The sequence below is a fragment of the Microbacterium sp. XT11 genome, from assembly GCF_001513675.1.
In the GTDB taxonomy this organism is placed as follows: domain Bacteria; phylum Actinomycetota; class Actinomycetes; order Actinomycetales; family Microbacteriaceae; genus Microbacterium.
This window is the reverse complement of the sequence record NZ_CP013859.1, coordinates 107,844-131,248: the sequence shown is the minus strand read 5'-3', so window position 1 is coordinate 131,248 and position 23,405 is coordinate 107,844. Positions and strand designations below refer to the sequence as shown.

The following is a 23,405-nucleotide window of genomic DNA, read 5'->3' as shown; positions in this document are numbered from 1 at the left end:
TGACCAGGAGTTAGACGATTATGCCCAAGCCCACCAAGGGTCCCCGCCTCGGAGGCGGCCCCGCCCACGAGCGCCTGCTGCTTGCCAACCTCGCCGCCGCGCTGTTCACCCACAAGTCGATCAAGACGACCGAGACGAAGGCGAAGCGCCTGCGTCCGCTCGCCGAGCGCCTCATCACGCTGGCGAAGCGCGGCGACCTGCACGCCCGCCGTCGCGCCCTCACGGTGCTGCGCACCAACAAGGACGCCGCTCACGTGCTCTTCAACGAGATCGCGCCGCTGGTCGCCGAGCGTGAGGGCGGTTACACCCGCATCACGAAGATCGGCAACCGCAAGGGTGACAACGCCCCCATGGCCGTGATCGAGCTCGTCCTCGAGCCGGTCACCCCGAAGGCGAAGTCGACCAAGGCTGCCCCGAAGGCGGAGAAGGCCGACAAGGCGGAGAAGGCCGCCGCTGCCGAGAAGGCGGAGGAGAAGGTCGAGGAGGCTCCCGCCGAGGAGACCCCCGCAGCCGAGGCTCCGGCCGCTGACGAGGCTGCCGACGCCGGCGCCGAGTCGCAGGCCGAGGGTGAGGCCGCTGAGGCCGCCGCTGCCGACGCCGTCGAGGAGAAGTCCGAGTAAGCACCTCGCACACACGAAGCCCGCCGCCCCTTCCGGGAAGGCGGGCTTCGTCGTTCTGCGGCGTCCTTCGTTCAGGCTCGGACGCGCAGGTCCTTCGTTCAGGCGCGGGCGCGCAGGTCCTTACGGAGGATCTTGCCGGACGACGACTTCGGGATCGCGTCGATGAACTCCACCTGCCGCACCTTCTCGTGCGGGGCCACGTGTGCAGCGACATGCGCGATGACGGCATCCGCGTCGAGCTCCGCGCCAGGCTGCCGCACCACGAAGGCCTTCGGCACCTCCTGGCCGTCGTCGTCGAGCGCTCCGATCACGGCGGCGTCGGCGATGTCCGGATGCTCCAGCAGCACGGCCTCGAGCACGGCCGGCGCCACCTGGTAGCCCTTGTACTTGATGAGCTCCTTGAGGCGGTCGACGATCCGGAAGATCCCGTCGCTCGTCACGGTGGCCACGTCGCCGGTGTGCAGCCAGCCGTCGGCGTCGAGCATCTCGGCGGTCGCGTCCGGCCGGTTGAGGTAGCCGGCCATCACCTGCGGCCCGCGGATCAGCAGCTCTCCGGGCTCGCTCGGCCCCTCGGCGGGGACATCGACGTCGCGACCGGTCTCGGCGTCGACGAGGCGCGCCTCGGTGTTGGCGAGCAGCATGCCGACGGTGGAGCGGTCGATGTCGTCGCGGTCGTAGGGGATGACGTGGGTGACCGGGCTCGTCTCGGTCATGCCGTAGCCCTGGCAGACCGTGCAGTCGAGCCGTGCCGCGACCGCCGATGCGAGGGCGCCGTCGAGCGGGGCAGCGCCGGAGAAGATGACCTTGACGGACGACATGTCGTACCGATCGACGAGCGGATGCTTCGCCAGGGCGACCGCGATCGGCGGGGCGATGAAGACCCAGCTCGTCTTGTGGTCCTGCACCACGCGGAGGAAGTCCTCGAGATCGAACTTCGGCATGGTGACGAGGGCGGCGCGCTGCCGCAGTGCGAAGTTCAGCAGCACGGTCATCCCGTAGATGTGGAAGAACGGGAGCACGGCGAGAACGCGGTCGTCCTCGCCGAGAGTGATGGTCGAGCGGCACTGACTGACGTTGGCGACCAGGTTGCGGTGCGTCAGCATCACGCCCTTCGGGCGGCCGGTCGTCCCCGACGAGTAGGGGAGCACGGCGAGATGCGTCGCCGGGTCGAAGCTCACGTCGGGGGCGGGATGCCCCTCGCCGAGCAGCGCGGCGAGGGACGGATGGCCATCCGCACCTTCGAGCACGATCACCCGGTCCGCGGGGATGCCGAGCTTCTCGGCCGCCGCCTGTGCCCCGGAGAGCAGCGGCGACACTGTGACCAGCCACGAGGCGCCGGCATCCGTCAGCTGGTTGGCGATCTCGTCGGCCGTGTAGAGCGAGTTGATGGTCGTCGCTGTGGCGCCGGCGCGCAGGATGCCGTGGAACACCGTGGCGAACGCGGGGATGTTCGGGCACAGGACGCCGACCGTCGTGCCGACTCCCACCCCGCGTGCGGCCAGGGCGCCGGCGAAGAGATCGATCTGGGCGACGAGCTGCCGGTAGGTGGTCGTGGCGCCTGTGGTGCCGTCGATGAGCGCGACGGCGTCGAGCCGCGACTCGTCGAGGTCGCCGAACAGGAAGTCGAAGACGGACACCGCGGGGATGTCCACGTCGGGAAAGCTGCTGCGAACCATGAGATCTCCTTCGATCCGGGTCAGCGGACGACGTCGTCCGATGCGATCCAGTGTCGCATAGTTCGGCACCGAGTCCCAGAGCGTTCAGTCGGTCTCGTGCGCCCGGTATCGCGTGCTCGGACGGCCCTTCGTGGAGTAGTCGAGGGCGTTGGGCTGTCCCTCGGTCTCGTCGGCACCGACCAGCTCTCCGGCCAGCAGCGTTACCGCGGGGGTCTCGGCGCTGTGCGGGGGTCTCGGCGGGGCAGGCGGTCCGAGTGGCGAGAGTAGGCTGAACGGGTGAGCGATGTCCAGACCCTGAACCGAGGGCCTCGCGCCTACCTCTCCTTCATCGGCATCGGGCTGCTCGCGGGGCTCCTCTCCGGCTTGTTCGGCGTCGGCGGCGGCACCGTGATCGTGCCGCTGCTCGTGCTGCTGCTGCACTTCAACCAGCGGCTCGCGGCAGGCACCTCGCTGGCGGCCATCGTGCCGACCGCGGCCGTCGGCGTGATCTCGTACGCCGTGCACGGCTCGGTCGCGTGGATCCCCGCGCTCATCCTCGCCGCGGGCGCCGTGATCGGCGCGCAGATCGGCACGCGCCTGCTTCCACGCATCTCCCAGACCGCGCTGCGCTGGGGGTTCGTCGCCTTCCTCGTCGTGGTGATCGTCATGCTGTTCGTCGTCATCCCGTCGCGCGACGCCGACTTCGACCTCACCTGGATCAGCGGCATCGCCCTCGTGGGCGTCGGCATCGCGACCGGCATCCTCGCCGGACTGATCGGCGTCGGCGGCGGAGTCATCGTCGTACCGGTGCTCATGGTCGCGTTCGGCACGAGCGACCTCGTCGCGAAGGGCACGTCGCTGCTCATGATGATCCCCACCGCGGTCTCCGGCACCATCGGCAATCTGCGCAACCGCAACGTCGATCTCGTCGCGGCGCTGCTCGTCGGCGTATCGGCGTGCACCACCACGGCCCTCGGCGCGTGGCTGGCGACCCTCATCGACCCCACGGTCGCGAACATCCTCTTCGCGGCGTACCTCGTCGTGATCGCGGTGCAGATGGCGATGAAGGCCGTCAAGGGGCGCCGGAAGGCCTGACCGCCCCGCCACGGCTCACGACGGGCTCCCGGGAGCACGCCGGTAGGATCGAGGGGTGGCAGTGAACCAAGATCTCGTCGGGCGTGAGTTCCCGCCGACGGCCCCCTATCTCGTCGGACGTGAGAAGGTGCGCGAGTTCGCCCGCGCCGTGTTCGCCGACGCTCCGCAGCACACCGACGTCGAGGCGGCCCGCGCCGCCGGCTACGCCGACGTGGTCGCCCCGCCGACCTTCGCGATGGTCATCCAGGACCACACGCTGCAGCAGCTGCTGAGCGAGCCCGACTCCGGCATCGTGCTCGCGCGCACGATCCACGCGGAGCAGCGCTTCGCGTACTCGCGCCCCATCATCGCGGGTGACGAGCTCACGGGCCGGCTGAAGGTCACCGGCATCCGCATGATGGGCGGCAACGCGATGATCACCAGCGAGGCCGAGATCACGGATGCCGATGGTGCGCATGTCGTGACGGCGACGAGCGTCCTGCTCGTCGGTTCGGAAGAAGGAGCCGCGTGATGTCGTTCGCCGTCGGAGACGTGATCGCCGAGCGCACCGTGCACCTGACGCGCGAGTCGCTCGTGCGATACGCCGGAGCATCCGGAGACTTCAACCCGATCCACTACCGCGACGACATCGCGGCATCCGTCGGTCTCCCCGGTGTCCTGGCGCACGGGATGCTGACCATGGGCATCGCCTCGTCTGTCGTGGTCGCGGCGCTGGAGCCGACAGCGCGCATCCTCGACTACGGGGTGCGGTTCACCAAGCCCGTGGTCGTCGACCCGCACGAGGGTGCCGACGTGCACGTGGTCGCCACGGTCGGCGCCGTCGACGACACCGCGGCGCGCATCGACCTCAAGGTCACGTCGGCCGAGACGACCGTGCTGGTCAAGGCGCAGCTGCGCGTCGCGCTCTGATGGGCGAGATCCAGCCGATCCCTCTGTCGGCGCTCACCACGCTGCGCACCGGCGCGGCACCGGAGCGGATGCTGGAGGCGACGACGACCGCCGAACTCATCGACGCGCTGCACGACGTGTGGGAGCGCGGCGACGACTGGTTCGTGCTCGGCGGCGGCTCGAACCTCTTCGTGGGCGACGAGCCGTTCGAGGGAACCGTCATCCGCGTGCTCACGCAGGGCATCGAGGAGCTCCCGTCGCCGCATGCAGGACGCATCCGTCTGCGCGCGCAGGCGGGGCATTCGTGGGACGACCTCGTCGCGTACGCCGTCGAGCGCGGGTATGCGGGGCTGGAGGCCATGAGCGGCATCCCCGGCACGGTCGGCGCCGCTCCCGTGCAGAACATCGGCGCCTACGGCCAGGAGGTGCAGGAGACCCTCGTGGAGGTCGAGCTGATCGACGAGCACTCCGACGAGGTGCTCACGGTGCCGGCATCCGAACTCGGGCTTGGCTTCCGCACCTCGGTCTTCAAGCACCACTACGGCGGTGAGCCGCAGCGGCGTGCCGTGATCCTGTCCATCACGGTCGACCTGCTCGTCGCCCAGGAGCGCGTCGTGCGCGGCGAGCAGCTGCGCCGAGCCCTGGGGCTGCAGGGCGACGACCCCGTGCCGCTGACCTGGGTGCGCGAGCGCATCCTCGCCACTCGCGCCTCGAAGGGGATGCTGCTCGACGAGGACGACCCCGACACCCACGGCGTCGGCTCGTTCTTCCAGAACGCGATCGTCCCGGAGAGCGTGGCGCGTGCCCTGCCGCCGGAGTGCCCGCGCTGGCCGGTCTCTCCCGATCTCGACGCCGTCACGGTGATCCCCCTGGCGTCGTACGACGGCCTCGTGCCAGCGGCGAAGCCCGAAGCCTCCGATGTCAAGGTCAGCGCCGCGTGGCTCATCGAGCACGCCGGCATCCGCAAGGGGTTCAAGCTGCCGCGGTCGCGCGCGTCGGTGTCGACCAAGCACGCGCTCGCGCTCACCAACAGGGGAGGGGCGACGGCCGCAGAGGTATCGGAGCTCGCACGCTTCATCCAGAGTCGCGTGCATGCGGAGTTCGGACTCGTGCTGCAACCCGAGCCGGTGCTCGTCGGCGTCGAGCTCTGAACGTGCGCTGACTCGCACTCGGCGTCGGACCGGAATCGTCGGAGTTCCACGGCGGTCGCGGGTCGCGCGACCGCCGTGGAACGCGTCATCTATTCAGTGGTTGTCGACCGTTCAGTACTTCATGACGATGCGGCCGTCGATCTGCCCCTTCTCCATGCGCTCGAAGATCTCATTGATGTTGTCCAGCGGCTCGACGGTGGTGGTGGGGTGGATCTCGCCTCGGGCGTAGAAGTCGAGGGCTTCGACCATGTCCTGTCGCGTGCCCACGATCGAGCCGCGGATGGTGATGGCACGCAGCACGATGTCGAAGATGTTGGCGGGGAAGTCACCCGGCGGAAGCCCGTTGAACACGATCGTCGCCCCTCGTCGGGTGACCGCGAGGGCCTGACCGAACGCCTTCGGGTGGACGGCGGTGACGAGCACGCCGTGTGCTCCGCCGATCGCAGCCTGAATGGCTTCTCCCGGGTCCTGCTCCGCCGCGTTCACGGTGATCTCGGCGCCGTGCGAGCGCGCGAGAGCGAGCTTCGCTTCGTCGATGTCGACCGCTGCCACGCGCATGCCCATCGCCCTGGCGTACTGCACGGCGATGTGACCGAGTCCGCCGATGCCGGAGATCACCACCCATTCCCCGGGCTTGACCTCCGTCATCTTCAGGCCCTTGTACACGGTCACGCCGGCGCACAGGATGGGAGCGACCTCCACGGGATCGACGCCGTCGGGCACGCGTGCTGCGAAGCGCTCGTCGACGAGCATGTACTCCGCGAAGCTGCCGTCGACGGAATAGCCGCCGTTCTGCTGTTCAGGGCACAGCGTCTCCCAGCCGGTGCGGCAGTATTCGCAGACACCGCAGGCGCTCCACAGCCACGCGTTGCCCACCGTGTCTCCGACGGCCAACGACGTGACCTCTTCGCCGAGCGCGACCACCGTTCCGAAACCTTCGTGTCCGGGGATGAGGTCGGCCTTGGGAGCCACTGGCCAGTCTCCGCGAGCCGCGTGCAGATCGGTGTGGCACACCCCGCTCGTGATCAGCTTCACGAGAGCCTGTCGCGGCCCGGGGACGGGGATGGGAACATCGGCGATCACCAGCGGGCGGTCGGATGCCGTCACCACGGCGGCACGCATCACGCCGTCGGGCACGGCGCCACGTGCGGTGCGGGGGCGGGAATCGGTCAGAGTCGTCATCGACATCACTTCCTCGTTCGGGACGGGCGTTCGCCGTCCTCCCGAGCGAAGGTACGGGAGGCGGTGTAACGACCCGTTGCGCCCAGTTGCATCCGGTTGCACCGGTGTCGATGACTGCGCGCACGGGCGTACACGGCGACTACTACGGTACGGTCGTCGATCGCTACGGCATCCGCTGGCTGATCGGCCACCACCCCGAGGACTGACGTCTCCTCTCGACGCCAGAACGCGCGACGTGAGCGACGCGGCGTCAGCCGAAGAGGCGCTGCAGGCGCTGCACGCCCTCGAGCAGCTGGTCGTCGCCGAGGGCGTACGACATGCGGATGTACCCGGACCGGCCGAACGCCTCGCCGGGCACGACCGCGACCTCGGCCTGATCGAGGATGAGGTCGGCGAGCTCCAGTGAGGTCGTCGGCGTCACGCCGCCCCACGTGCGGCCCAGCAGCCCCTGCACGTCGGGGTAGACGTAGAACGCTCCGGTCGGGTTCGGCACCACGAGGCCGTCGATCTTCGAGAGCTCCGACACGATGAGACGGCGCCGGCGGTCGAACGCCTCGCGCATCTGCTCGGCCTCGGTCTGCGGACCGTTCAGCGCGGCGATCGCGGCCTTCTGGGCGACGTTGTTCACGTTGCTCGTGAGGTGCGACTGCAGGTTGCCGGCGATCTTGATGGCGTCGGCGGGGCCGACCATCCAGCCCACGCGCCAACCGGTCATGGCGTAGGTCTTCGCGACGCCGTTGACGAGGATCGTCTGGTTCGCGACCTCGGGCACCGCCTCGACGATCGAGGTGGCCTTCACGCCCTCATATGTGAGGTTCTGGTAGATCTCATCCGAGATGATCCAGATGCCGTGCTCCAGGGCCCACTCGCCGATGGCCTTGGTCTCCTCAGCCGTGTACACCGATCCGGTGGGGTTCGAGGGCGAGACGAACACGAGCGCGGTCGTGCGCTCGGTGCGCGCGGCCTCGAGCTGCTCGACGGTGACCTTGTACTCCTGGTCGGCCCCCGCGAAGACCTCGACGGGCGTGCCGTCGGCCAGACGGATCGCCTCGGGGTAGGTCGTCCAGTACGGAGCGGGCAGCAGCACCTCGTCGCCGGGGTTCACCACGGCCTGGAAGGCCTGGTACACCGACTGCTTGCCGCCGTTGGTCACGATGACCTGGCTCGGGGAGACCTCGAGCCCCGAGTCGCGCAGGGTCTTCGCGGCGATCGCCTCACGCAGCGCGGGCAGGCCCGACGCGGGCGTGTAGCGGTAGCTGGCGGGGTCGGCCAGCGCCTCGGCCGCGGCGTCGACGATGAACTGCGGAGTCGCGAAGTCGGGCTCGCCCGCGGCATACGAGATGACGGGCTTGCCCTCGGCCTTGAGTGCCTTCGCCTTGGCATCGACCTTGAGCGTCGCAGACTCGGCGATGGCGGACAGCTTGCGGGAGAGAGGTGCGCGTTCGGTCACGATATCGAGCGTACCCGGGTGGGGCGTCGGGAGGAGTCGTGGGATGCCGACAAGAACCGGGCTTCTTTCCTGCCGGTCACGAGCCGGAGAGCCCATGCGCCTGAGCGACCGCCGGGAGGGTGATGCGGCCGCCCTGCACGTTGAGGCCCTTCGCCAGCGCGGGGTCGTCGGATGCCGCCTGCTCCCAGCCCTTGCCGGCGATCGCCGACACGTACGGGAGCGTCGCGTTGGTGAGCGCTCGGGTCGCGGTGGCGGGCACGGCGCCCGGCATGTTGGCGACGCAGTAGTAGATCGAGTCGTGCACCGCGAAGGTCGGGTCGTCGTGCGTCGTCGGATGCGAGCCCTCGAAGCATCCGCCCTGATCGATCGCGATGTCCACGAGCACCGAGCCCGGCTTCATCGCCGCGACCATGTCGTCGGTGACGAGCTTCGGCGCAGCCGCCCCGGGGATCAGGGCCGACCCGATCACGAGGTCGGCATCGGCCAGCTCCTCGGCGATCGCGTAGCGGCTGGAGACGCGCGTCTCGAGCGCCCCGCCGTAGCGGTGCTCGAGCTCGCGCAGCCGCGGCAGCGAGATGTCGACGACCGTGACGCGGGAGCCGAGACCCAGGGCGTTCGCCGCCGCGTGCTCGCCCGCGACGCCCCCGCCGATCACCACGGTCTTCGCGCGCGGAGTGCCGGCGATGCCGCCGAGCAGCACGCCTCGGCCGCCGTTCGAGCGCAGGAGCGAGTATGACCCCATCGTGACCGAGAGCCGCCCCGCGATCTCGCTCATCGGCACCAGCAGCGGCAGGCTCCGGTCGGGCAGCTGCACGGTCTCGTAGGCGACGGCCGTGGTTCCGGCATCCGCCAGCGCCATCGTGAGCGGCTTGTCGGCCGCGAGGTGCAGGTAGGTGAACAGGGTGAGGTCAGGGCGAAGGAAGCCGTACTCCTGCGCGATCGGCTCCTTGACCTTCAGCAGCAGCTCGGCCTCACCCCATGCCTCGTCGGCGGTGGCGACGATCTCGGCTCCGACCTGACGGTAGTCGTCGTCGGAGAAGCCGGAGCCGATGCCGGCGCCGGCCTGAACGAGCACACGGTGACCTTCGTGCACGAGGCGGTCAGCGCCGGCAGGGGTGAGCGCGACGCGGTTCTCGTTGTTCTTGACCTCGGTGGGAACGGCGATCTTCATCGATCCTCCAGATTGAGCGGTACTGCCAGAATCGCAGAAACGTCGGGCGACAGAAAGATCTCGTGAAGACTATTCGGTGGAACGGCGGATGCTGAATAATCGTTCGGGTGAATACGTCATCCGAGGGCCGTCGGCCGAATCCTCTGCGCGCGCCGGCGCTCGACCCCGTCGACGCCCAGATCGTGCAGCTGCTCGCCGCCGACGGGCGCATGACCAACGCCGAACTCGCCGCGACGCTCGGGGTCGCGCCGTCGACGGCGCATGCGCGCCTGCGCTCTCTTCTCGACCGCGGCGTCATCACCGGGTTCCACGCCAGCGTGGACGAGCGGATGCTGGGCGCGGGGCTGCAGGCGGTCATCGGCGTCACCCTGCGTCCGAGCGGCCGTCGCGAGAGCATCGTCGAGTTCGCCGACCGGGTGCGCGTGCTGCCTCAGGTGATCCAGGTGTTCTTCCTCGGCGGAGACGACGACTTCCTCTTGCACATCGCTGTGGCCGACTCGTCGGAGATGCGCGAGTTCGTGCTGGAGCATCTGTCTGCGCAGGCCAGCGTCGCCTCCACCCGCACGAGCATCATCTTCGACTACCACCGCAACTCGGTGGCCGCGTCGTTCCGCTGAGTGCGGCTCCGGCCGGAGCGAAGCGTGGTTCAGGCGCCGTACGACGCGGGCGCCGCGCAGTAGTCCGCGAACCGGCGGAACGGATGCTGCGGATCGGTGACGTCGACCAGCGCGTTCGCCACGGTGTGCGGAGGCTCGTCGCCGGCCAGCTGCCAGACCGTGAAGTTCCACAGACCGCGAGCGGCGTTGCCGAGGAGCAGGCCGGGTCCCGAGACGAGGAGGACGCGGTCTTCCGACGGTGCGCTGCGGAACGGGCCGACGACCTCCGCGCGCAGGGCATCGGCGTCGACGGCGTCGACGTGCACGCGCTCGACGTCGTGTCCCGCCGACCGCAGAGCCTCGGCGAGCGCGTCTGCCACGGAGCGCGAGCGCTCGGCATCCGCTCCGGCGACGGCAGCGAGCCGCCGGCCGCGCGGGTACAGGTGCAGGAGCTCTCCGGCAAGGCCGGCCCAGACATCGTCCATGCCTTCACGATACGCCCGCCGCGCGGGCCCGGCTCGAGACGCCCCACGACATCACGGATGCCCCTCGCCGGGGCTTGGCGAGGGGCATCCGGTGTCTGGCCGGGTCGGCCGCGGGTGAGTCGTCAGCTGAACTGGTTCATGGTGTTGTGCTGACCGCCGGCCTTGAGGGCCGCATCGCCGGCGAAGTACTCCTTGTGGTTGTCGCCGATGTCGCTGCCCGCCATGTTCTGGTGTTTGACCGTCGCGATCCCGCCGCGGATCTCGCGCCGCTGCACTCCCTGCACGTAGGCCAGCATGCCCTCGTCGCCGAAGTATCCCTTGGCGAGGTCATCCGTCGACAGTGCGGCCGTGTGGTACGTCGGCAGCGTGATGAGGTGGTGGAAGATGCCCGCGCGTGCGGAGCCGTCGCGCTGGAAGGTGCGGATCTTCTCGTCTGCCAGCCGGGCGAGCTCGGTGTCGTCGTACTCGGCGCTCATGAGCTTGTCGCGGTCGTATGCCGACACGTCCGCACCCTGCGCGGCGAGGGCGTCGTACGCCTGCTGGCGGAAGTTCAGCGTCCAGTTGAACGACGGGCTGTTGTTGTAGACGAGCTTCGCCGTCGGGATCTCCTCGCGGATGGCGTCGACCATGCCCGCGATCTGCTCGATGTGCGGCTTCTCGGTCTCGATCCAGAGCAGATCGGCACCGTTGCGCAGCGAGGTGATGCAGTCGAGCACGACGCGCTCCTCGCCGGTGCCCTGGCGGAACTGGTACAGGTTGCTCGGCAGGCGCTTCGGGCGAAGCAGCTTTCCGTCGCGCTTGATCACGACGTCGCCGTTGCCGAGCTCGGCCTCGGAGATCTCCTCGACGTCGAGGAAGGAGTTGTACCGGTCGCCGAGATCACCGGGCTCACGGGTGACGGCGAGCTTCTGAGTGAGCCCCGCGCCGAGCGAGTCGGTGCGGGCGACGATGATGCCGTTGTCGATGCCGAGCTCGAGGAAGGCATACCGGACCGCGTTGATCTTCGCGAGGAAGTCCTCGTGCGGCACCGTGACCTTGCCGTCCTGGTGGCCGCACTGCTTCTCGTCGGAGACCTGGTTCTCGATCTGGATGGCGCAGGCACCGGCCTCGATCATCTTCTTGGCGAGCAGGTACGTCGCCTCGGGGTTGCCGAAGCCTGCGTCGATGTCGGCGATGATCGGCACCACATGGGTCTCGTAGGTGTCGATCTGCGACTGGATGACCTCCGCCGCCGTGTCGTCGCCGTCGGCCCGCGCCGCGTCGAGCTGGGTGAACAGCAGGTCCAGCTCGCGAGCATCCGCCTGCCGGAGGAACGTGTAGATCTCCTCGATCAGAGCGGGCACTGCTGTCTTCTCGTGCATGGACTGATCGGGGAGGGGCCCGAACTCTGAGCGGAGCGCCGCGACCATCCACCCCGACAGGTAGAGGTAGCGCTTGTTCGTCGACTTCAGGTGCTTCTTGATCGAGATGAGCTTCTGCTGCCCGATGAAGCCGTGCCACACCCCGAGCGACTGCGTGTAGAGCGAGGAGTCGGCGTCGTACTCCGCCATGTCCTTGCGCATGATGTCGGCGGTGTACTGCGCGATCTCGAGTCCGGTGCGGAAGCGGTTCTGCGCGCGCATCCGTGCGACGGCCTCGGGGTCGATCGCGTGCCACGCAGAGCCGTTCGCCTGCTTCAGAGCGCGGATGGCGTCGATGTCGTCCTGGTACTGGGTCATGTCGTCTCCTTCGTCGGTGGGGGAGCGGGTCAGTCGGTCTCGGTGAGGTAGCGGGTGTAGGCGCCGAGCGTGAGGAACGCCGGGAACTCCTCGCGCAACGCGACCTCGCGGAAGATGTCGGCGGCGTCGTCGAAGCGGTCGCCGGGCGACCGGGGGGCGTCGTCGAGCACGTCGCGGATGAGGTCCTCCACGTACTCCGGTGTGATCGCCGTCCCGTCCTCGGTCGTGCGGTCCTGGTGGATCCACTGCCACACCTGCGATCGGCTGATCTCGGCCGTCGCGGCATCCTCCATGAGGTTGTCGATCGACACCGCGCCGATCCCTCGCAGCCAGGCCTCGAGGTACCGGATCGCCACCGACACGTTGTCACGCACGCCCTGCGCGGTGATCGGGCGCCCGATGTGCAGATCCAGCAGGTCGGATGCCGTCACCTGCACATCGTCACGCTGACGGTCGATCTGGTTCGGCCGGTCGCCGAGCACCGCGTCGAACTCGGCCTGTGCGGTCGGGATCAGGTCGGGGTGGGCCACCCAGGTGCCGTCGAAGCCGTCGGTCGCCTCGCGCTTCTTGTCGGCGGAGACCTTCTCGATGGCGCGGGCCGTGATCTCGGGGTCGCGACGGTTCGGGATGAAGGCGCTCATGCCGCCGATCGCGAAGGCGCCGCGCTTGTGGCAGGTCTTCACGAGCAGCTCCGTGTAGGCGCGCATGAACGGCACCGTCATCGTGACCTCGCTGCGGTCGGGGAGCACGAAACGTGCCCCGCGCCCGCGGTAGTTCTTGATGATGGAGAAGATGTAGTCCCAGCGGCCCGCGTTGAGCCCCGCGCAGTGGTCGCGCAGCTCGTACAGGATCTCCTCCATCTCGAACGCGGCCGGCAGCGTCTCGATGAGCACGGTGGCGCGGATCGTACCGTGCGGGATCCCGATGTACTCCTCGCTGAAGCTGAAGACGTCGTCCCACAGCTTCGCCTCCTCGCTCGACTCGAGCTTGGCGATGTAGAAGTACGGGCCGCGACCGGCGTCGATGAGGGCCTGCGCGTTGTGGAAGAAGTAGAGCCCGAAGTCGACGAGCGAGCCGGATGCCGCGAGGGTGCGGCCCGACCGGTCGGTGAACTCGAGGTGCCGCTCGGGCAGGTGCCAGCCGCGCGGGCGCATCACGATCGTTGGCGTGCGCTCGGCGGTGACGCGGTACTCCTTGCCCTCGGGGGAGGTGTAGGAGAGCTCGCCCCGGATGGCGTCGCGCAGCGAGAGCTGGCCCTCGATGACGTTCTTCCAGGTGGGGCTCGTGGCGTCCTCCTGGTCGGCGAGCCAGACGCGCGCGCCGGAGTTCAGCGCGTTCACCGTCATCTTCGGGTCGGTCGGGCCCGTGATCTCGACGCGGCGGTCTTCGAGACCGGGGCCGGCGCCCGCCACCCGCCAGTCGGCGTCGTCGCGGATGTGTGCGGTGTCGTTACGGAAGCCCGGGTCGTGGCCGTTGCCGATCTCGAAGCGCGCTCGCATGCGGTCGGCGAGCCGGTCGTGTCGGCGGCCCGCGAAGCGGTGGTGCAGTTCGGTGAGGAATGCGAGGGCGTCGGGCGTGAGGATCTCGTCGTAGCGGTCGCGGAGGGGGCCGGTGATGGTGACGGCGGGACCCTGCTGGGTGGTGATGGTCGGAGCGCTCATGATCTGGGTCCTTTCGTGTGTGCGGGATCACGGTGGCGGGCCGGCTGGCTTGGCATCCACTCTGAGTGAAGATCCGGCATCCGAATAACCATTTCGCATGTGAAGATCGACAGAAATTCTGTTTCTGTGAGAGAATCGCCCGCATGAGTACCTCAGTCGTCGACGAAGACGCCGACACCCTCACGATCGGACGGCGCATCCGTCAGCTGCGGATCGCGCGAGGGATGACCCTCGACGACCTCGCCGCGGCTGTCGACAGGGCGCCCAGCCAGCTGTCGATGATCGAGACCGGCAAGCGCGAGCCGAAGCTCACGCAGCTGCAGGCGATCGCGCGTGCGCTCGGCGTGACCATCGACGCGCTTCTCGAGGGCGAGCCGCTCGATGAGCGAAGCGCGCTGGAGATCGCCGTGGAGCGTGCCATGAAGGGGCAGACGTTCCAAGCTCTCGGGATCGCGCCGTTCCGCATCGGCAAGAGCGTCCCGACGGATGCGCTGCGCGCGCTGCTCGCCTTGCACGGCGAGATCGACAGGCTCAAGGATGAGCGCGCGGCGACACCCGAGGAGGCTCGGCGCGCGAACGTGGAGCTGCGTCAGCTCATGCGCCGGCAGGACAATCACTTCGCAGATCTCGAGGCGAAGGCATCCGAGATCCTGGCGGCGGTCGGTCACACGGGAGGGCCGCTCACTCAGCGCGTGGCATCCGAGATCGCCGCCTATCTGGGCTTCACGCTCCACTACGCGCCCGACCTGCCGCAGACCACCCGCAGCGTCGCCGACCTCGCTAACGGCCGGCTGTACCTGTCGAGCCGAGTGCAGTCGAAGGGCGACGCGCGGACGGCGGTGCTGCAGGCGTTGTCCAGCCGGATCCTCGGGCATGCCGAGCCCCGCAGCTACGCCGAGTTCCTGCGGCAGCGAGTGGAGACGAACTACCTCACCGGCGCGTTGCTTATGCCGGAGACGCACGTCGTCGGGATGCTCACGGAGGCGAAGGCGCGGCGTGCGATCTCGATCGAGGATCTTCGCGATGCGTACTCGGTGTCATACGAGACGGCGGCGCACCGGTTCACCAATCTCGCGACCAGACATCTCGACATCCCCGTGCACTTCCTCAAGGTGCACGAATCGGGCACCATCACGAAGGCGTACGAGAACGACGACGTGAACTTCCCCACCGACCGGCTCGGCGCCATCGAGGGCCAGATGTGCTGCCGGCGGTGGACCAGTCGTGTGGTGTTCGACGAGGACGACCGCTTCAACCCGTACTACCAGTACACCGACACTGGGAACGGCACGTACTGGTGCACGGCGCGAGTGGAGGCATCGAGCGAGGGGCTGCACTCGGTGAGCGTGGGGGTGCGCTTCGACGACACGAAGTGGTTCGTGGGGCGCGACACCCCTCACCGGGGAGTGTCGAAGCACTCGGTCGAGGTGTGCTGCCGGCGGGCTCCGGCGGAGCTGGAGGAGCGGTGGCGCGAGAACTCCTGGCCGAACGTGAAGACCCCGCGAACGCTGCTCGCGACCCTGCCTACCGGCGCGTTCCCCGGGGTGGACACGACGGATGTGTACGAGTTCCTCGAGGCGCACGCGCCGCGCTGACGACGATGCCGGGTCACGTTCCGCGAGGCCGGTACCGCAGAGCGGTCAGCCCCGACCGGAAGTCCTGGCGCTCGACGAGTTCCAGCTCCATGCGTTCGCGCAGTCCGGAGAGCAGCGTGGGCCCGTGTCCGGCGACGACCGGATGCACGACGAACAGGTACTCGTCGATGAGGCCGAGGTCGGCGAGGGCCAGCGGGAGGGTCACGCCGCCGACCGACAGCCCCCGTCCCGGCTCCTGCTTGAGACGTCGCACCGCGTCGCCCTGGTCGCCGCGGAGGAGCTCGGCGTTCCAGTCGACTTCCGTGAGCGAGCTCGACACGACGTACTTCCGTTGCGCGTCGATGGCCTCGGCGAAGGGGATCTCCCACTCCCGCATCCAGTCGGGCCACACGCCGGTGACCGGACGGCGCCACGCGGACTCCATCATCTCGTAGGTCACACGGCCGAAGATCTCGGCGTCCGCCTGTTCCATCTCGGCGGTCCAGAAGCGCATCGACTCTTCGTCCGGAGCGATGCCCGCCTCGTGGTGACAGCATCCGTCGAGTGTGACGTTGATGGCGTACCGCAGCTGTCTCATCTCGTGCTTCTCCCTTGATGCGCGGGCCGTTATGTCGGAGCCTGTGCTGCTCGGTTGCAACGAAGACGCCAATGTCCACGGTCAGAAGTCGCCCCCGGGGTAGACGCCATCGGGAAGGGTGAAGCATGGAGACCAGGAGTCAATCCAGATCGTTCCTGGCGTCCCTTCGCCGACGATGTAGCCTTCGGCGGTTGACGTGGATGCAATCTGAACCTCGTAGGCATCGGCGATGTCGCGCCTCGTCGAGACACTGAAGTCGCCTCTCTCGCGAAATTTCGATTCCACTGTCTTCACCAAAGGTTCCGCCGAGGTTCCAGCGGTGAGGGTGACGATTGTGGTGCCTGTCCAAGTGTGCTGTGTGTCGTTGCATCTGAACAGCCCTCCCTTTTCGTGCTGATCGATGCTGAGGATGACCGACGAAGGGATCATCGATGCAATTCGTAGTTCCATTGCTTGCGCCTCCGCCTTGGCTTCCTGCCATGTCAACTCACTCACATCGTCAGTGCTCCCCTCCGCTGCACAGGCGGTTAGGAGCCAGATGGAGGCAGCCAAGAGAAATAGAGGTTGGTACTTGCGGTTCATCTCGTCACCGCTTTTCTGATGCCTTCCAAGGCTCGCCGATCGTCGTCAGTGATCCTCGTCAGAACTTGCCGCCGGGGTATACGCCCTCGGGGAGCGTGAAGCAGACGGATCCTGAATCGATGCGGACTGTGTCGGCGGCTGTCTTTCCGAAGATGTAGGTTTCGGCGCTCGTCGGTGACATGAGCTGCACCTCGTATTCACGCGCGAAGTTCAGCCTGGTACGTATGTCAAAACGGTCTTCTTCCTGATAGTGCTCTTCGATGGTCTTCACGATTCCTTCTACGTCGCTTCCATCTGTGAGGCGTATCGTGGTCGATCCGTACCAGGTGTGCTGGGTATTGTTGCATGGGAAGAGAGCTCCCGTGGGCTTCTGTTCGACGCTGACGATCGCCTCCTCGGGGATCAGCGCGGCGATCTCCCGTTCCATCCTTTGAGCGTCGGCTTTCGCTGATTGCCAGCTCGTGTGCGTTTCGGGCATCGACTTCTCCGGTGCGGACGAACATCACGCCAACAGGACGGCGGCGATCATGGCGAGGCTAACGAGGGGCCGTTTCGACGCCGACATCGCGAGCGTGCCGAGGACGTGGGGCCTCGCGCGCGGCCAGGTCAGAGGAGCATCGTGTGGGGTCTCGGGGTCGGCGCGCATGGTCAAAATTTGCCGCCTGGGTACACGTCATCGGGGAGCGTGAAGCACGGTGAACTTGAGTGGATCCAGATCGTCCGTGAATCTCCTTCGCTGATGATGTACCCCTCAGCAGTCTGTGGAGATTTCAGATGCACCTCGTAGAAGCCGCCGATGTCTGTGCGCGTTGACACCTCGAATCGGCCTCCTCTATAGCGGTCTTCTAGGCCGCGTACGACCGATTCCACTTCGGTCCCTGGTGTCACGACCACGGTCGTCTTTCCCATCCAACGGTGCTTGTCTTGATCGCACGAGAAAAGAACTCCCGTAGGGTTTTGGGTCACCGTCACGACTGCGTCACTCGGTATCCGCGTGGCGATTTCGGTCTCCATCGCCTGCGTGTCTCTTTTTGCGTCTTCCCAGGTCAGGGATTCGTTGGTCATGGCGAGGCTGTCTCCATTGGGGGGCGCACGCGGTTATCGACAGTGCGAGGACGGTCATGCCGATCAGGCACCGAGCTGACTTCATCCGCGCACGAGTCTTTCCATTTCGACGAGGGCTTCATGACCTTCGAGGTCGGGGCGGGCGATGGGCGTGCGTGTCATTTCGAAGCCGCGCCATGTCTCACCCACATCTTCGGTTCGGCATCTACTGAGGAAGGTGACAAAAGTGAACCTTGCCCATTCCCTTCCCGGACCTCCACACGTCCGAGCCTGTGCTGCTCGGTTGCAACGAAGACGCCAATGTCCACGGTCAGAAGTCGCCCCCGGGGTAGACGCCATCGGGAAGGGTGAAACATGGGGACCATGAATCGATGACGATGGTTCCCTGCTCGCCCTCGCCAAAGATGTACCCTTCGGCGGTCGTTCGCGAGAGCAGTTGCACCCGGTACTTTTGGGTGATATTCACCCAGCTTTCGACGTCAAAAGCATCTTCGGTGCGGAAGTGCTCTTCCAGATGCTTGGTGACTTCCGTGGCATCCGTTCCTGGAGCCAAGACGACGGTGCTGATCCCGGTCCACAAGTGCTGCTCTGCATTGCAACGGAAGAGCCCGCCTTTGGGATTCTGTACGATCTCCACCACGTCCTGCGGCGGAATCAGGCCAGCGATCTCCAGTTCCTTTGCTTGCGCATAGGCTTTCGCTTGTTCCCACGTCAGTGGAGTCACGTTCTCCTCCGGGACTCTTTGCTCGCTGAACGAGCATCCCGTGACGCTCAGGATCACGGCGATGGTAGTGACGAAGACACACGTCGCTTTTCTCATCTGGCCACCAGATCTCTCATCGCATCCAGCGCCTTCCTGTTTGCCGCGTCGTCGGAGGCGATGAGCAGGTGGTTCTCGCTGAGGACATCCCAAGGAAGATAAGCCGAGGGGTACTGACCGGGCGTGACCGGGGGGTTGAGTACCTCGTCGTCGGGGCCTGTGTAGTAGTCGCCGTGCTCGAAGGCGGGGTGCGAGCGAGGGTTGTTGCCACCCCAGACGACGCCGAGATTTTGGGCGACCTGCAGCGCGTCGTAATAGGAGAGGTCGGTGTACGTCGTGTCGGGGGCTGGCGCCCATTCGGAAGGCATGCCAGCGCCGGACAGAGAGATGACCTTGTCGTACTCGGCGCCGGCGACTTCGGAACTGGTGACGTTCGCCAGTCCCCAGCTGTATCCGAAGGCATCCTGCTCGGCTGCGGCGAAGAGAGGGTCGACGCGCATGCCGGTTTCGAAGCGAGCGAGCTGGCGGCCGGCCTCGATCGCTCGGTCGTGATCGTTGGCTTCGCCGATCCGCAGCAGGTCCGCACCACCGGCCTCGGGATTCTCCCCCGGGAACAAGCCGTCCTTGTAGACGAACGTGAGGGTTCCCGGAACCGCGCGCCCCATCCTGCTGGCGATCTTTTGCACCTCGCCGCCGTAGAAATCGCCGAGGCTGGTGAAGGTGCCGGGCACGTACGTGATCACCCGAGCTCGGCCTGCGCCTGCCTGATCCACTCAGCGGCGTTGAGCTGGTTCGCCCGCACCCGCACGCTTGCGGGGATGCCGTCGAGCCCGCCGAGGATCTCGGGGTGTACGCCGAGCAGTTCCTCGTGCAGCTCCGGATGCGTCGACCACAGAGCGAGCACCTCGGCGGGAGTATCCGCCGACAGGAGGTGATCGATCAACGCGCTCGACTCCCGCGTCATCCCCGGGGTTTCCTCGCCGTGCACCAGTGCCCGCACGGCGGTGTCGTACGCCTCATCCCATGCGGCGAAGTGGAACTCGTATCTCCGCCACAGATCGTCCAAGTCCTCCTCTGCTCGTTTGCGGGCCGCGATCGCCTCTGCGGCAGCATCCTCCGCCTCCTGCAGAGCGACACGGTCGTCGCCGCGCGAGGCTGCGAGCGCCGCCCGGCCTTCCACGTCGGCCGCGCTGTTCAACTGCGTCCACAACGTGTGAGCCGCCTCGATCTCCTCGACCAGAGCGTTCGCCTTCGTCGCGTGCTCGTCGTGTGCCTTGGCATAGGTCGCGAGCACCGACGACAAGCTCTGTGCGAGGGCGACGTGACCCCCGGCGCGCGACAGCACGCTCATGGCATCCGTGCGTACCGCTGTGATCGCACTGCCCATTCCGGGAAGACCCGTCGCTCGCGCTGAGGCGCCGCGGAGGACGCCGAGATCCTCGGCCACCAGATCGAACTGGTCCACCCACCGCGACATCGTGCCCACATCGCCCGCGATCCGCTCCAAGGGGAATCCTCGATTCGGCGAGCTCAGCGTCACGGGGTCCCCGTTCCCGCGAGCTCATCGTCCAACGCGGAATACGCCGAGGCGATGGCTGACACCGAGTCGGCGATGGCCGACGCCGACGTCCATCCGTCGATCGCAGCGTCCTTCAGCTTTCCGATGCCGCGATCCATGCATGACATGAGGTGATATCGCCCCAGGGGAGCCGCTACGCCGGGGTCGCCGCCCACGAGGTTCGCAGCATCGAAGTGCAGTGAGGTGAATGCGGTCGTGAAGTCGCGGTCGGCTTGTTGCAGATCCTCGTAGAACAGCGCGACATCGCTCATGGTCAGCCCCCAGAATGCAGTCCAGCCAAGGTCCGGAAGTCACGTGTGATGACAGATAGACCTCATATGTGGGCATCAGCATAGAAGCGACCTTCGGGCCCGTGAGGCCCGAGGCGGGAGCGAGTTCCGGAATTCTGCTCTATCGCGCCGGTGAGCGAGCCAGGAGTGCCGACACTGAGCCGATCACCGCGTTCGATGCTCGCGGGCGGTTCGGTCCCGTGAACGCGCGCTCAATCGCGCGCTGTCTGCAGCAGTGTCCACACTTCGGCGCGAGCGGGAAACGATGACAGGTCGACGCCCAGCACCGCGCCGGCCTGCGCGATGCGCGACCGCAGCGTATGCCGGTGCACTCCGAGAGCGGCGGCGGCCGGTTCCGCACGCGCATCGTGCTCCAGCCACGTGCGCAGTGACAGCTCCAGCGCGCCGCCGGTCGCGGCGTCATGATCCCGCAGCGGCGCGAGGCGCGACTCCGCCACGAGCCGGGCCTCGTCGGTTGCGAGAGCGCCGAGGATGCTCGTGCCGACGGCATCCGCATAGCGCAGCACCCCCTGGCCGGTCTGGCGTCGCAGTGCGGCCAGGGCCTGGGCGTGGGCGCGCGAGAAGGCGGCGTACGACTCGGGTGCCGAGGCGCCGATCCGGATGCCGAAACGGAGGGCCGCCTCATCGATGAGCGCTTCGTCGCCGGACGAGACGCACATGACGAGGCCATCGGCGGACTCCGCCACGAAGGACGCGACGCCGTCGTCGGCGCGTCGCCGCTCCCACCAGTCGGCGAGGGGTCCGGCCGGTGCGTCAGCCGCGATCGCGACCACCACAGGCGCCGGTGGGATGGCGCCGAGCACGCGCCGTGCCAGAGCCGGGTCATCGGTCTGCAGCGACGCGAGCAGCTGCGTGTGGAGGCGCCGCCGACTCCGCGTCAGCTGCTCGCTCTGCTCCAGCGCGAGGCCTGCCATCGCGATCACCGACGTGACCACGCTGCGAGCCTCAGGGTCGAGCGCGTCGATCGCGAGCGCGATGACACCTCGCAGATGACCGCCCCGTCCGACCGTGAACAGCATGAACGACGCGTCGTCGATGGTGAGCGACTGGCCTGCCTCGAGGCCGCGGGTGAGAACCTCGGTCACGTGCTCGGCGAGGCTCTCGAGGGTCGGGCGGGCGACGGCATCCGCGGGGTGTGAGATCTGCGGCGCCCCGGTCGCGTCGAACATGCCGGCCCACGTGCCGAACCTGCGCGCGAGTTCGGCGATGGTCGCGTCGAGCCCGCGTGGCCGGAGCGCGGCGAGGGCGAGCGCACGCTGCGCGTCGAGGGCCCAGGAGCGGCGCGCGTAGGCCTGCGCGGCGATCGCCTCGGCGTGCGCGCGTGCCACGGCGATGAACGGCGTGCGGTACGGCACGACGAAGAGAGGCATGCCGCGGGCCGCGCACGCCTCGGCGAGCTCCTCCGGGATGCCGGTGCGGTGCACCTCGGTGCCGAAACCGAGTCCCAGCACGCCACGAGCTGCAAGCCGCCCGACGTACGCGTCGTACCCCTCGATGCCGTCGACGTCGTCGAACTGGGTGCCGGTGGTGAGCAGTGCGAGGTCTTCGGAGAGGAAGGGAGTCGGATCGGCCAGGTCGGAGCTGTGCACCCAGCGCAGCGCCCGGTCGAGCGCGCCCTCCGGCAGGGCGTCGTCGGGGGAGACGAGCGCGAGGCCGAGGTCGTTGCGCGCCAGGAGCGACCGCAGCGTGGGGTGCTCGGCGGGTGACACGGCTCCTCCTCTGGGATCAACGGCGGACGGGTGGGATGCGTCTTCGGCGCCTTATACGCACTGTCGATTCGTCCTGCAAGTTTATACATCTCGGCGAGTGCACCGGCATCCGTCGCGGTCGTACGCTCGCGGACATGGCACTCCTCGACACCGCAGCTGTTGCAGTCCCCCTCGGCGGTCCCGACCTCCCGCAGGAGCGTCGCCTCGTCACCGAACTTCCCGGCCCTCGATCGGCCGAGATCCTCGCCCGCAAGGCGGATGCCGTCGCCGCCGGCGTCGGACACACCGTTCCTGTCGCCGCGGTCGCCGCGGGCGGAGGAGTCGTCGTCGACGCCGACGGCAACTCGCTCATCGACCTCGGCAGCGGCATCGCCGTCACCACGGTCGGCAACGCGCATCCCAAGGTCGCCGCCGCCGTCGCCGCGCAGGCCGCGCAGTTCACGCACACCTGCTTCATGATCTCGCCCTACGAGTCGTACGTGGGCGTCGCCGAGGCGCTCAACCGCATCACGCCCGGCGACTTCGCCAAGAAGAGCGCGCTGTTCAACTCCGGCGCCGAGGCGGTCGAGAACGCGATCAAGATCGCCCGCAAGCACACCGGCCGCCAGGCCGTCGTGGCCTTCGACCACGGCTACCACGGCCGCACGAACCTGACCATGGCGCTGACCGCCAAGTCGATGCCCTACAAGAGCGGCTTCGGACCGTTCGCCCCCGAGGTGTACCGCGCCACCGCGTCGTACCCCTTCCGCGACGGGCTCAGCGGCGCGGAGGCTGCGGCCCGCGCGATCCTCCAGCTCGAGAAGCAGATCGGCGCCGACAACCTCGCCGCCGTCATCATCGAGCCGATCCAGGGCGAGGGCGGCTTCATCGTCCCCGCCGACGGCTTCCTCCCCGCGATCGTCGACTGGTGCCGTGACAACGGCGTCGTCTTCATCGCCGACGAGGTGCAGACCGGATTCGCCCGCACCGGTGCGATGTTCGCCAGCGAGATCTTCGGCATCGAGCCCGACCTCATCACCACGGCGAAGGGCATCGCCGGCGGCCTGCCGCTCGCCGCGGTCACCGGCCGCGCCGAGATCATGGATGCGTCGCACACGGGTGGCCTCGGCGGCACCTACGGCGGCAACCCCATCGCGTGCGCCGCCGCTCTCGCGACGATCGACGTGTTCGAGAACGACGGCATGCTCGACCGTGCGCGGGAGATCGGCGAGATCCTGCTCGGCCGGCTCACCGCGATGCAGCAGGACGACCCGCGCATCGGTGACGTCCGAGGCCACGGCGCGATGGTCGCCGCCGAGTTCGTCGACCCGGAGACCAAGGCCCCCGACGCCGCGCTCACCGCGGCCGTCGCAAAGGCCTGCATCGCGCAGGGCGTCATCGTGCTCACCTGCGGAACCTACGGCAACGTCATCCGCTTCCTCCCGCCGCTGTCGATCAGCGACGACCTGCTGAACGAGGGCCTCGACATCGTGTCGGCCGCCCTCGCCGCGGCCTGAGCCGCCGCGGCGCACAGACGTCCGGCCGCGACTCGTATCGGGGGATTTCGAGTCGCGGCCGGCACACCATCCCGACGAAG

General features: G+C 67.9%; 24 protein-coding genes. 8 read left to right on the top strand and 16 right to left on the bottom strand.

Translation table 11 applies throughout. The annotated features are described in order from the left end of the window. The first annotated feature begins 20 nt into the window (after positions 1 to 20). Positions 21 to 620, top strand: a complete 600-nt coding sequence (gene rplQ / locus AB663_RS00650; protein ID WP_067194483.1) for a 50S ribosomal protein L17 — start codon at positions 21 to 23, stop codon at positions 618 to 620. 98 nt (positions 621 to 718) lie between these two features. On the opposite strand, the gene AB663_RS00645 is transcribed toward rplQ, so the two are convergent. Next, entirely contained in the window at positions 719 to 2,296 is a 1,578-nt protein-coding gene (locus AB663_RS00645) for an AMP-binding protein (RefSeq protein WP_067194480.1), read from the bottom strand. Between the two features lie 276 nt (positions 2,297 to 2,572). Here AB663_RS00645 and AB663_RS00640 point away from each other — a divergent pair, with 276 nt between their 5' ends. The 4 genes from AB663_RS00640 to AB663_RS00625 are packed head-to-tail and all read left to right on the top strand — an operon-like array spanning position 2,573 to position 5,409. Further along, entirely contained in the window at positions 2,573 to 3,370 is a 798-nt protein-coding gene (locus tag AB663_RS00640; RefSeq protein ID WP_067194477.1) for a sulfite exporter TauE/SafE family protein, read from the top strand. Positions 3,371 to 3,425: 55 nt separating this feature from the next. Continuing rightward, positions 3,426 to 3,881, top strand: coding sequence for an FAS1-like dehydratase domain-containing protein (locus AB663_RS00635; RefSeq protein WP_067194475.1), 456 nt, complete (start codon positions 3,426 to 3,428; stop codon positions 3,879 to 3,881). Further along, a complete protein-coding gene (locus AB663_RS00630) occupies positions 3,881 to 4,279 on the top strand; it encodes a MaoC/PaaZ C-terminal domain-containing protein (protein WP_067194472.1) in 399 nt (132 codons plus the stop codon). The genes AB663_RS00635 and AB663_RS00630 overlap by 1 nt, the downstream gene beginning before the upstream one ends. Further along, positions 4,279 to 5,409, top strand: coding sequence for a UDP-N-acetylmuramate dehydrogenase (locus AB663_RS00625; protein WP_067194469.1), 1,131 nt, complete (start codon positions 4,279 to 4,281; stop codon positions 5,407 to 5,409). The genes AB663_RS00630 and AB663_RS00625 overlap by 1 nt, the downstream gene beginning before the upstream one ends. A 111-nt stretch (positions 5,410 to 5,520) precedes the next feature. On the opposite strand, the gene adhP is transcribed toward AB663_RS00625, so the two are convergent. From adhP to ald, 3 genes are all read right to left on the bottom strand, one after another. After that, entirely contained in the window at positions 5,521 to 6,591 is a 1,071-nt protein-coding gene (gene adhP / locus AB663_RS00620) for an alcohol dehydrogenase AdhP (protein ID WP_442922655.1), read from the bottom strand. A 250-nt stretch (positions 6,592 to 6,841) separates the two neighbouring features. After that, positions 6,842 to 8,041 (bottom strand): pyridoxal phosphate-dependent aminotransferase, encoded by a 1,200-nt coding sequence (locus AB663_RS00615; RefSeq protein ID WP_067194466.1) that lies wholly within the window; start codon positions 8,039 to 8,041, stop codon positions 6,842 to 6,844. Between the two features lie 76 nt (positions 8,042 to 8,117). After that, on the bottom strand, positions 8,118 to 9,212 hold the full coding sequence (gene ald / locus AB663_RS00610) for an alanine dehydrogenase (protein WP_067194463.1): 1,095 nt from the start codon (positions 9,210 to 9,212) through the stop codon (positions 8,118 to 8,120). 107 nt (positions 9,213 to 9,319) lie between these two features. Between ald and AB663_RS00605 the strand changes: the two genes are divergently transcribed. After that, on the top strand, positions 9,320 to 9,829 hold the full coding sequence (locus tag AB663_RS00605; protein ID WP_067194460.1) for an Lrp/AsnC family transcriptional regulator: 510 nt from the start codon (positions 9,320 to 9,322) through the stop codon (positions 9,827 to 9,829). Positions 9,830 to 9,858: 29 nt separating this feature from the next. Here the strand turns inward: AB663_RS00605 and AB663_RS00600 are convergent, their stop codons facing one another. From AB663_RS00600 to aceB, 3 genes are all read right to left on the bottom strand, one after another. After that, entirely contained in the window at positions 9,859 to 10,293 is a 435-nt protein-coding gene (locus tag AB663_RS00600; protein WP_067194457.1) for a hypothetical protein, read from the bottom strand. A gap of 122 nt (positions 10,294 to 10,415) precedes the next feature. Continuing rightward, entirely contained in the window at positions 10,416 to 12,011 is a 1,596-nt protein-coding gene (locus AB663_RS00595) for an isocitrate lyase (RefSeq protein WP_067194454.1), read from the bottom strand. A gap of 29 nt (positions 12,012 to 12,040) precedes the next feature. Continuing rightward, positions 12,041 to 13,672 (bottom strand): malate synthase A, encoded by a 1,632-nt coding sequence (gene aceB, locus AB663_RS00590; protein ID WP_067194451.1) that lies wholly within the window; start codon positions 13,670 to 13,672, stop codon positions 12,041 to 12,043. A 143-nt stretch (positions 13,673 to 13,815) separates the two neighbouring features. Here aceB and AB663_RS00585 point away from each other — a divergent pair, with 143 nt between their 5' ends. Next, on the top strand, positions 13,816 to 15,267 hold the full coding sequence (locus tag AB663_RS00585) for a helix-turn-helix transcriptional regulator (protein WP_067194448.1): 1,452 nt from the start codon (positions 13,816 to 13,818) through the stop codon (positions 15,265 to 15,267). 13 nt (positions 15,268 to 15,280) lie between these two features. Here the strand turns inward: AB663_RS00585 and AB663_RS00580 are convergent, their stop codons facing one another. From AB663_RS00580 to AB663_RS00545, 9 genes are all read right to left on the bottom strand, one after another. Then, positions 15,281 to 15,844, bottom strand: coding sequence for a dihydrofolate reductase family protein (locus tag AB663_RS00580; RefSeq protein WP_067194445.1), 564 nt, complete (start codon positions 15,842 to 15,844; stop codon positions 15,281 to 15,283). A gap of 81 nt (positions 15,845 to 15,925) precedes the next feature. Continuing rightward, positions 15,926 to 16,426 (bottom strand): hypothetical protein, encoded by a 501-nt coding sequence (locus tag AB663_RS00575; RefSeq protein ID WP_067194442.1) that lies wholly within the window; start codon positions 16,424 to 16,426, stop codon positions 15,926 to 15,928. 58 nt (positions 16,427 to 16,484) lie between these two features. Further along, entirely contained in the window at positions 16,485 to 16,853 is a 369-nt protein-coding gene (locus AB663_RS00570) for a hypothetical protein (RefSeq protein ID WP_067194439.1), read from the bottom strand. Positions 16,854 to 17,074: 221 nt separating this feature from the next. After that, positions 17,075 to 17,491: a hypothetical protein gene (locus AB663_RS17025; protein ID WP_157540775.1), complete on the bottom strand. Its 417-nt coding sequence runs from the start codon at positions 17,489 to 17,491 to the stop codon at positions 17,075 to 17,077. Between the two features lie 310 nt (positions 17,492 to 17,801). Continuing rightward, entirely contained in the window at positions 17,802 to 18,215 is a 414-nt protein-coding gene (locus AB663_RS00565) for a hypothetical protein (RefSeq protein WP_232304591.1), read from the bottom strand. Positions 18,216 to 18,307: 92 nt separating this feature from the next. Beyond that, positions 18,308 to 18,994, bottom strand: coding sequence for a hypothetical protein (locus AB663_RS00560; protein WP_067194433.1), 687 nt, complete (start codon positions 18,992 to 18,994; stop codon positions 18,308 to 18,310). Continuing rightward, positions 18,991 to 19,758 carry a hypothetical protein gene (locus AB663_RS00555; protein WP_067194431.1) on the bottom strand — a complete coding sequence of 256 codons (768 nt, stop codon included), beginning with the start codon at positions 19,756 to 19,758 and terminating at the stop codon, positions 18,991 to 18,993. Before AB663_RS00555 ends, AB663_RS00560 begins: the two co-directional genes overlap by 4 nt. Positions 19,759 to 19,787: 29 nt before the next feature. Next, positions 19,788 to 20,081 (bottom strand): hypothetical protein, encoded by a 294-nt coding sequence (locus AB663_RS00550; protein WP_067194428.1) that lies wholly within the window; start codon positions 20,079 to 20,081, stop codon positions 19,788 to 19,790. Positions 20,082 to 20,311: 230 nt separating this feature from the next. Then, on the bottom strand, positions 20,312 to 21,829 hold the full coding sequence (locus AB663_RS00545) for a PucR family transcriptional regulator (protein WP_067194425.1): 1,518 nt from the start codon (positions 21,827 to 21,829) through the stop codon (positions 20,312 to 20,314). Between the two features lie 134 nt (positions 21,830 to 21,963). Between AB663_RS00545 and gabT the strand changes: the two genes are divergently transcribed. Then, positions 21,964 to 23,325 carry a 4-aminobutyrate--2-oxoglutarate transaminase gene (gene gabT, locus AB663_RS00540; RefSeq protein ID WP_067194423.1) on the top strand — a complete coding sequence of 454 codons (1,362 nt, stop codon included), beginning with the start codon at positions 21,964 to 21,966 and terminating at the stop codon, positions 23,323 to 23,325. Positions 23,326 to 23,405 lie beyond the last annotated feature (80 nt).

Excerpts from the sequence above, each read along its gene's own strand:
- ald (WP_067194463.1), bottom strand. The coding sequence starts at position 9,212 with ATGAAGATCGCCGTTCCCACCGAGGTCAAGAACAACGAGAACCGCGTC.
- aceB (WP_067194451.1), bottom strand. The coding sequence starts at position 13,672 with ATGAGCGCTCCGACCATCACCACCCAGCAGGGTCCCGCCGTCACCATC.
- AB663_RS17025 (WP_157540775.1), bottom strand. The coding sequence starts at position 17,491 with ATGACCAACGAATCCCTGACCTGGGAAGACGCAAAAAGAGACACGCAG.
- adhP (WP_442922655.1), bottom strand. The coding sequence starts at position 6,591 with ATGACGACTCTGACCGATTCCCGCCCCCGCACCGCACGTGGCGCCGTG.
- AB663_RS00625 (WP_067194469.1), top strand. The coding sequence starts at position 4,279 with ATGGGCGAGATCCAGCCGATCCCTCTGTCGGCGCTCACCACGCTGCGC.
- rplQ (WP_067194483.1), top strand. The coding sequence starts at position 21 with ATGCCCAAGCCCACCAAGGGTCCCCGCCTCGGAGGCGGCCCCGCCCAC.
- AB663_RS00595 (WP_067194454.1), bottom strand. The coding sequence starts at position 12,011 with ATGACCCAGTACCAGGACGACATCGACGCCATCCGCGCTCTGAAGCAG.
- AB663_RS00645 (WP_067194480.1), bottom strand. The coding sequence starts at position 2,296 with ATGGTTCGCAGCAGCTTTCCCGACGTGGACATCCCCGCGGTGTCCGTC.
- AB663_RS00585 (WP_067194448.1), top strand. The coding sequence starts at position 13,816 with ATGAGTACCTCAGTCGTCGACGAAGACGCCGACACCCTCACGATCGGA.
- AB663_RS00630 (WP_067194472.1), top strand. The coding sequence starts at position 3,881 with ATGTCGTTCGCCGTCGGAGACGTGATCGCCGAGCGCACCGTGCACCTG.
- AB663_RS00580 (WP_067194445.1), bottom strand. The coding sequence starts at position 15,844 with ATGAGACAGCTGCGGTACGCCATCAACGTCACACTCGACGGATGCTGT.
- AB663_RS00600 (WP_067194457.1), bottom strand. The coding sequence starts at position 10,293 with ATGGACGATGTCTGGGCCGGCCTTGCCGGAGAGCTCCTGCACCTGTAC.
- AB663_RS00570 (WP_067194439.1), bottom strand. The coding sequence starts at position 16,853 with ATGGAACGGGAGATCGCCGCGCTGATCCCCGAGGAGGCGATCGTCAGC.
- gabT (WP_067194423.1), top strand. The coding sequence starts at position 21,964 with ATGGCACTCCTCGACACCGCAGCTGTTGCAGTCCCCCTCGGCGGTCCC.
- AB663_RS00575 (WP_067194442.1), bottom strand. The coding sequence starts at position 16,426 with ATGAACCGCAAGTACCAACCTCTATTTCTCTTGGCTGCCTCCATCTGG.
- AB663_RS00550 (WP_067194428.1), bottom strand. The coding sequence starts at position 20,081 with ATGAGCGATGTCGCGCTGTTCTACGAGGATCTGCAACAAGCCGACCGC.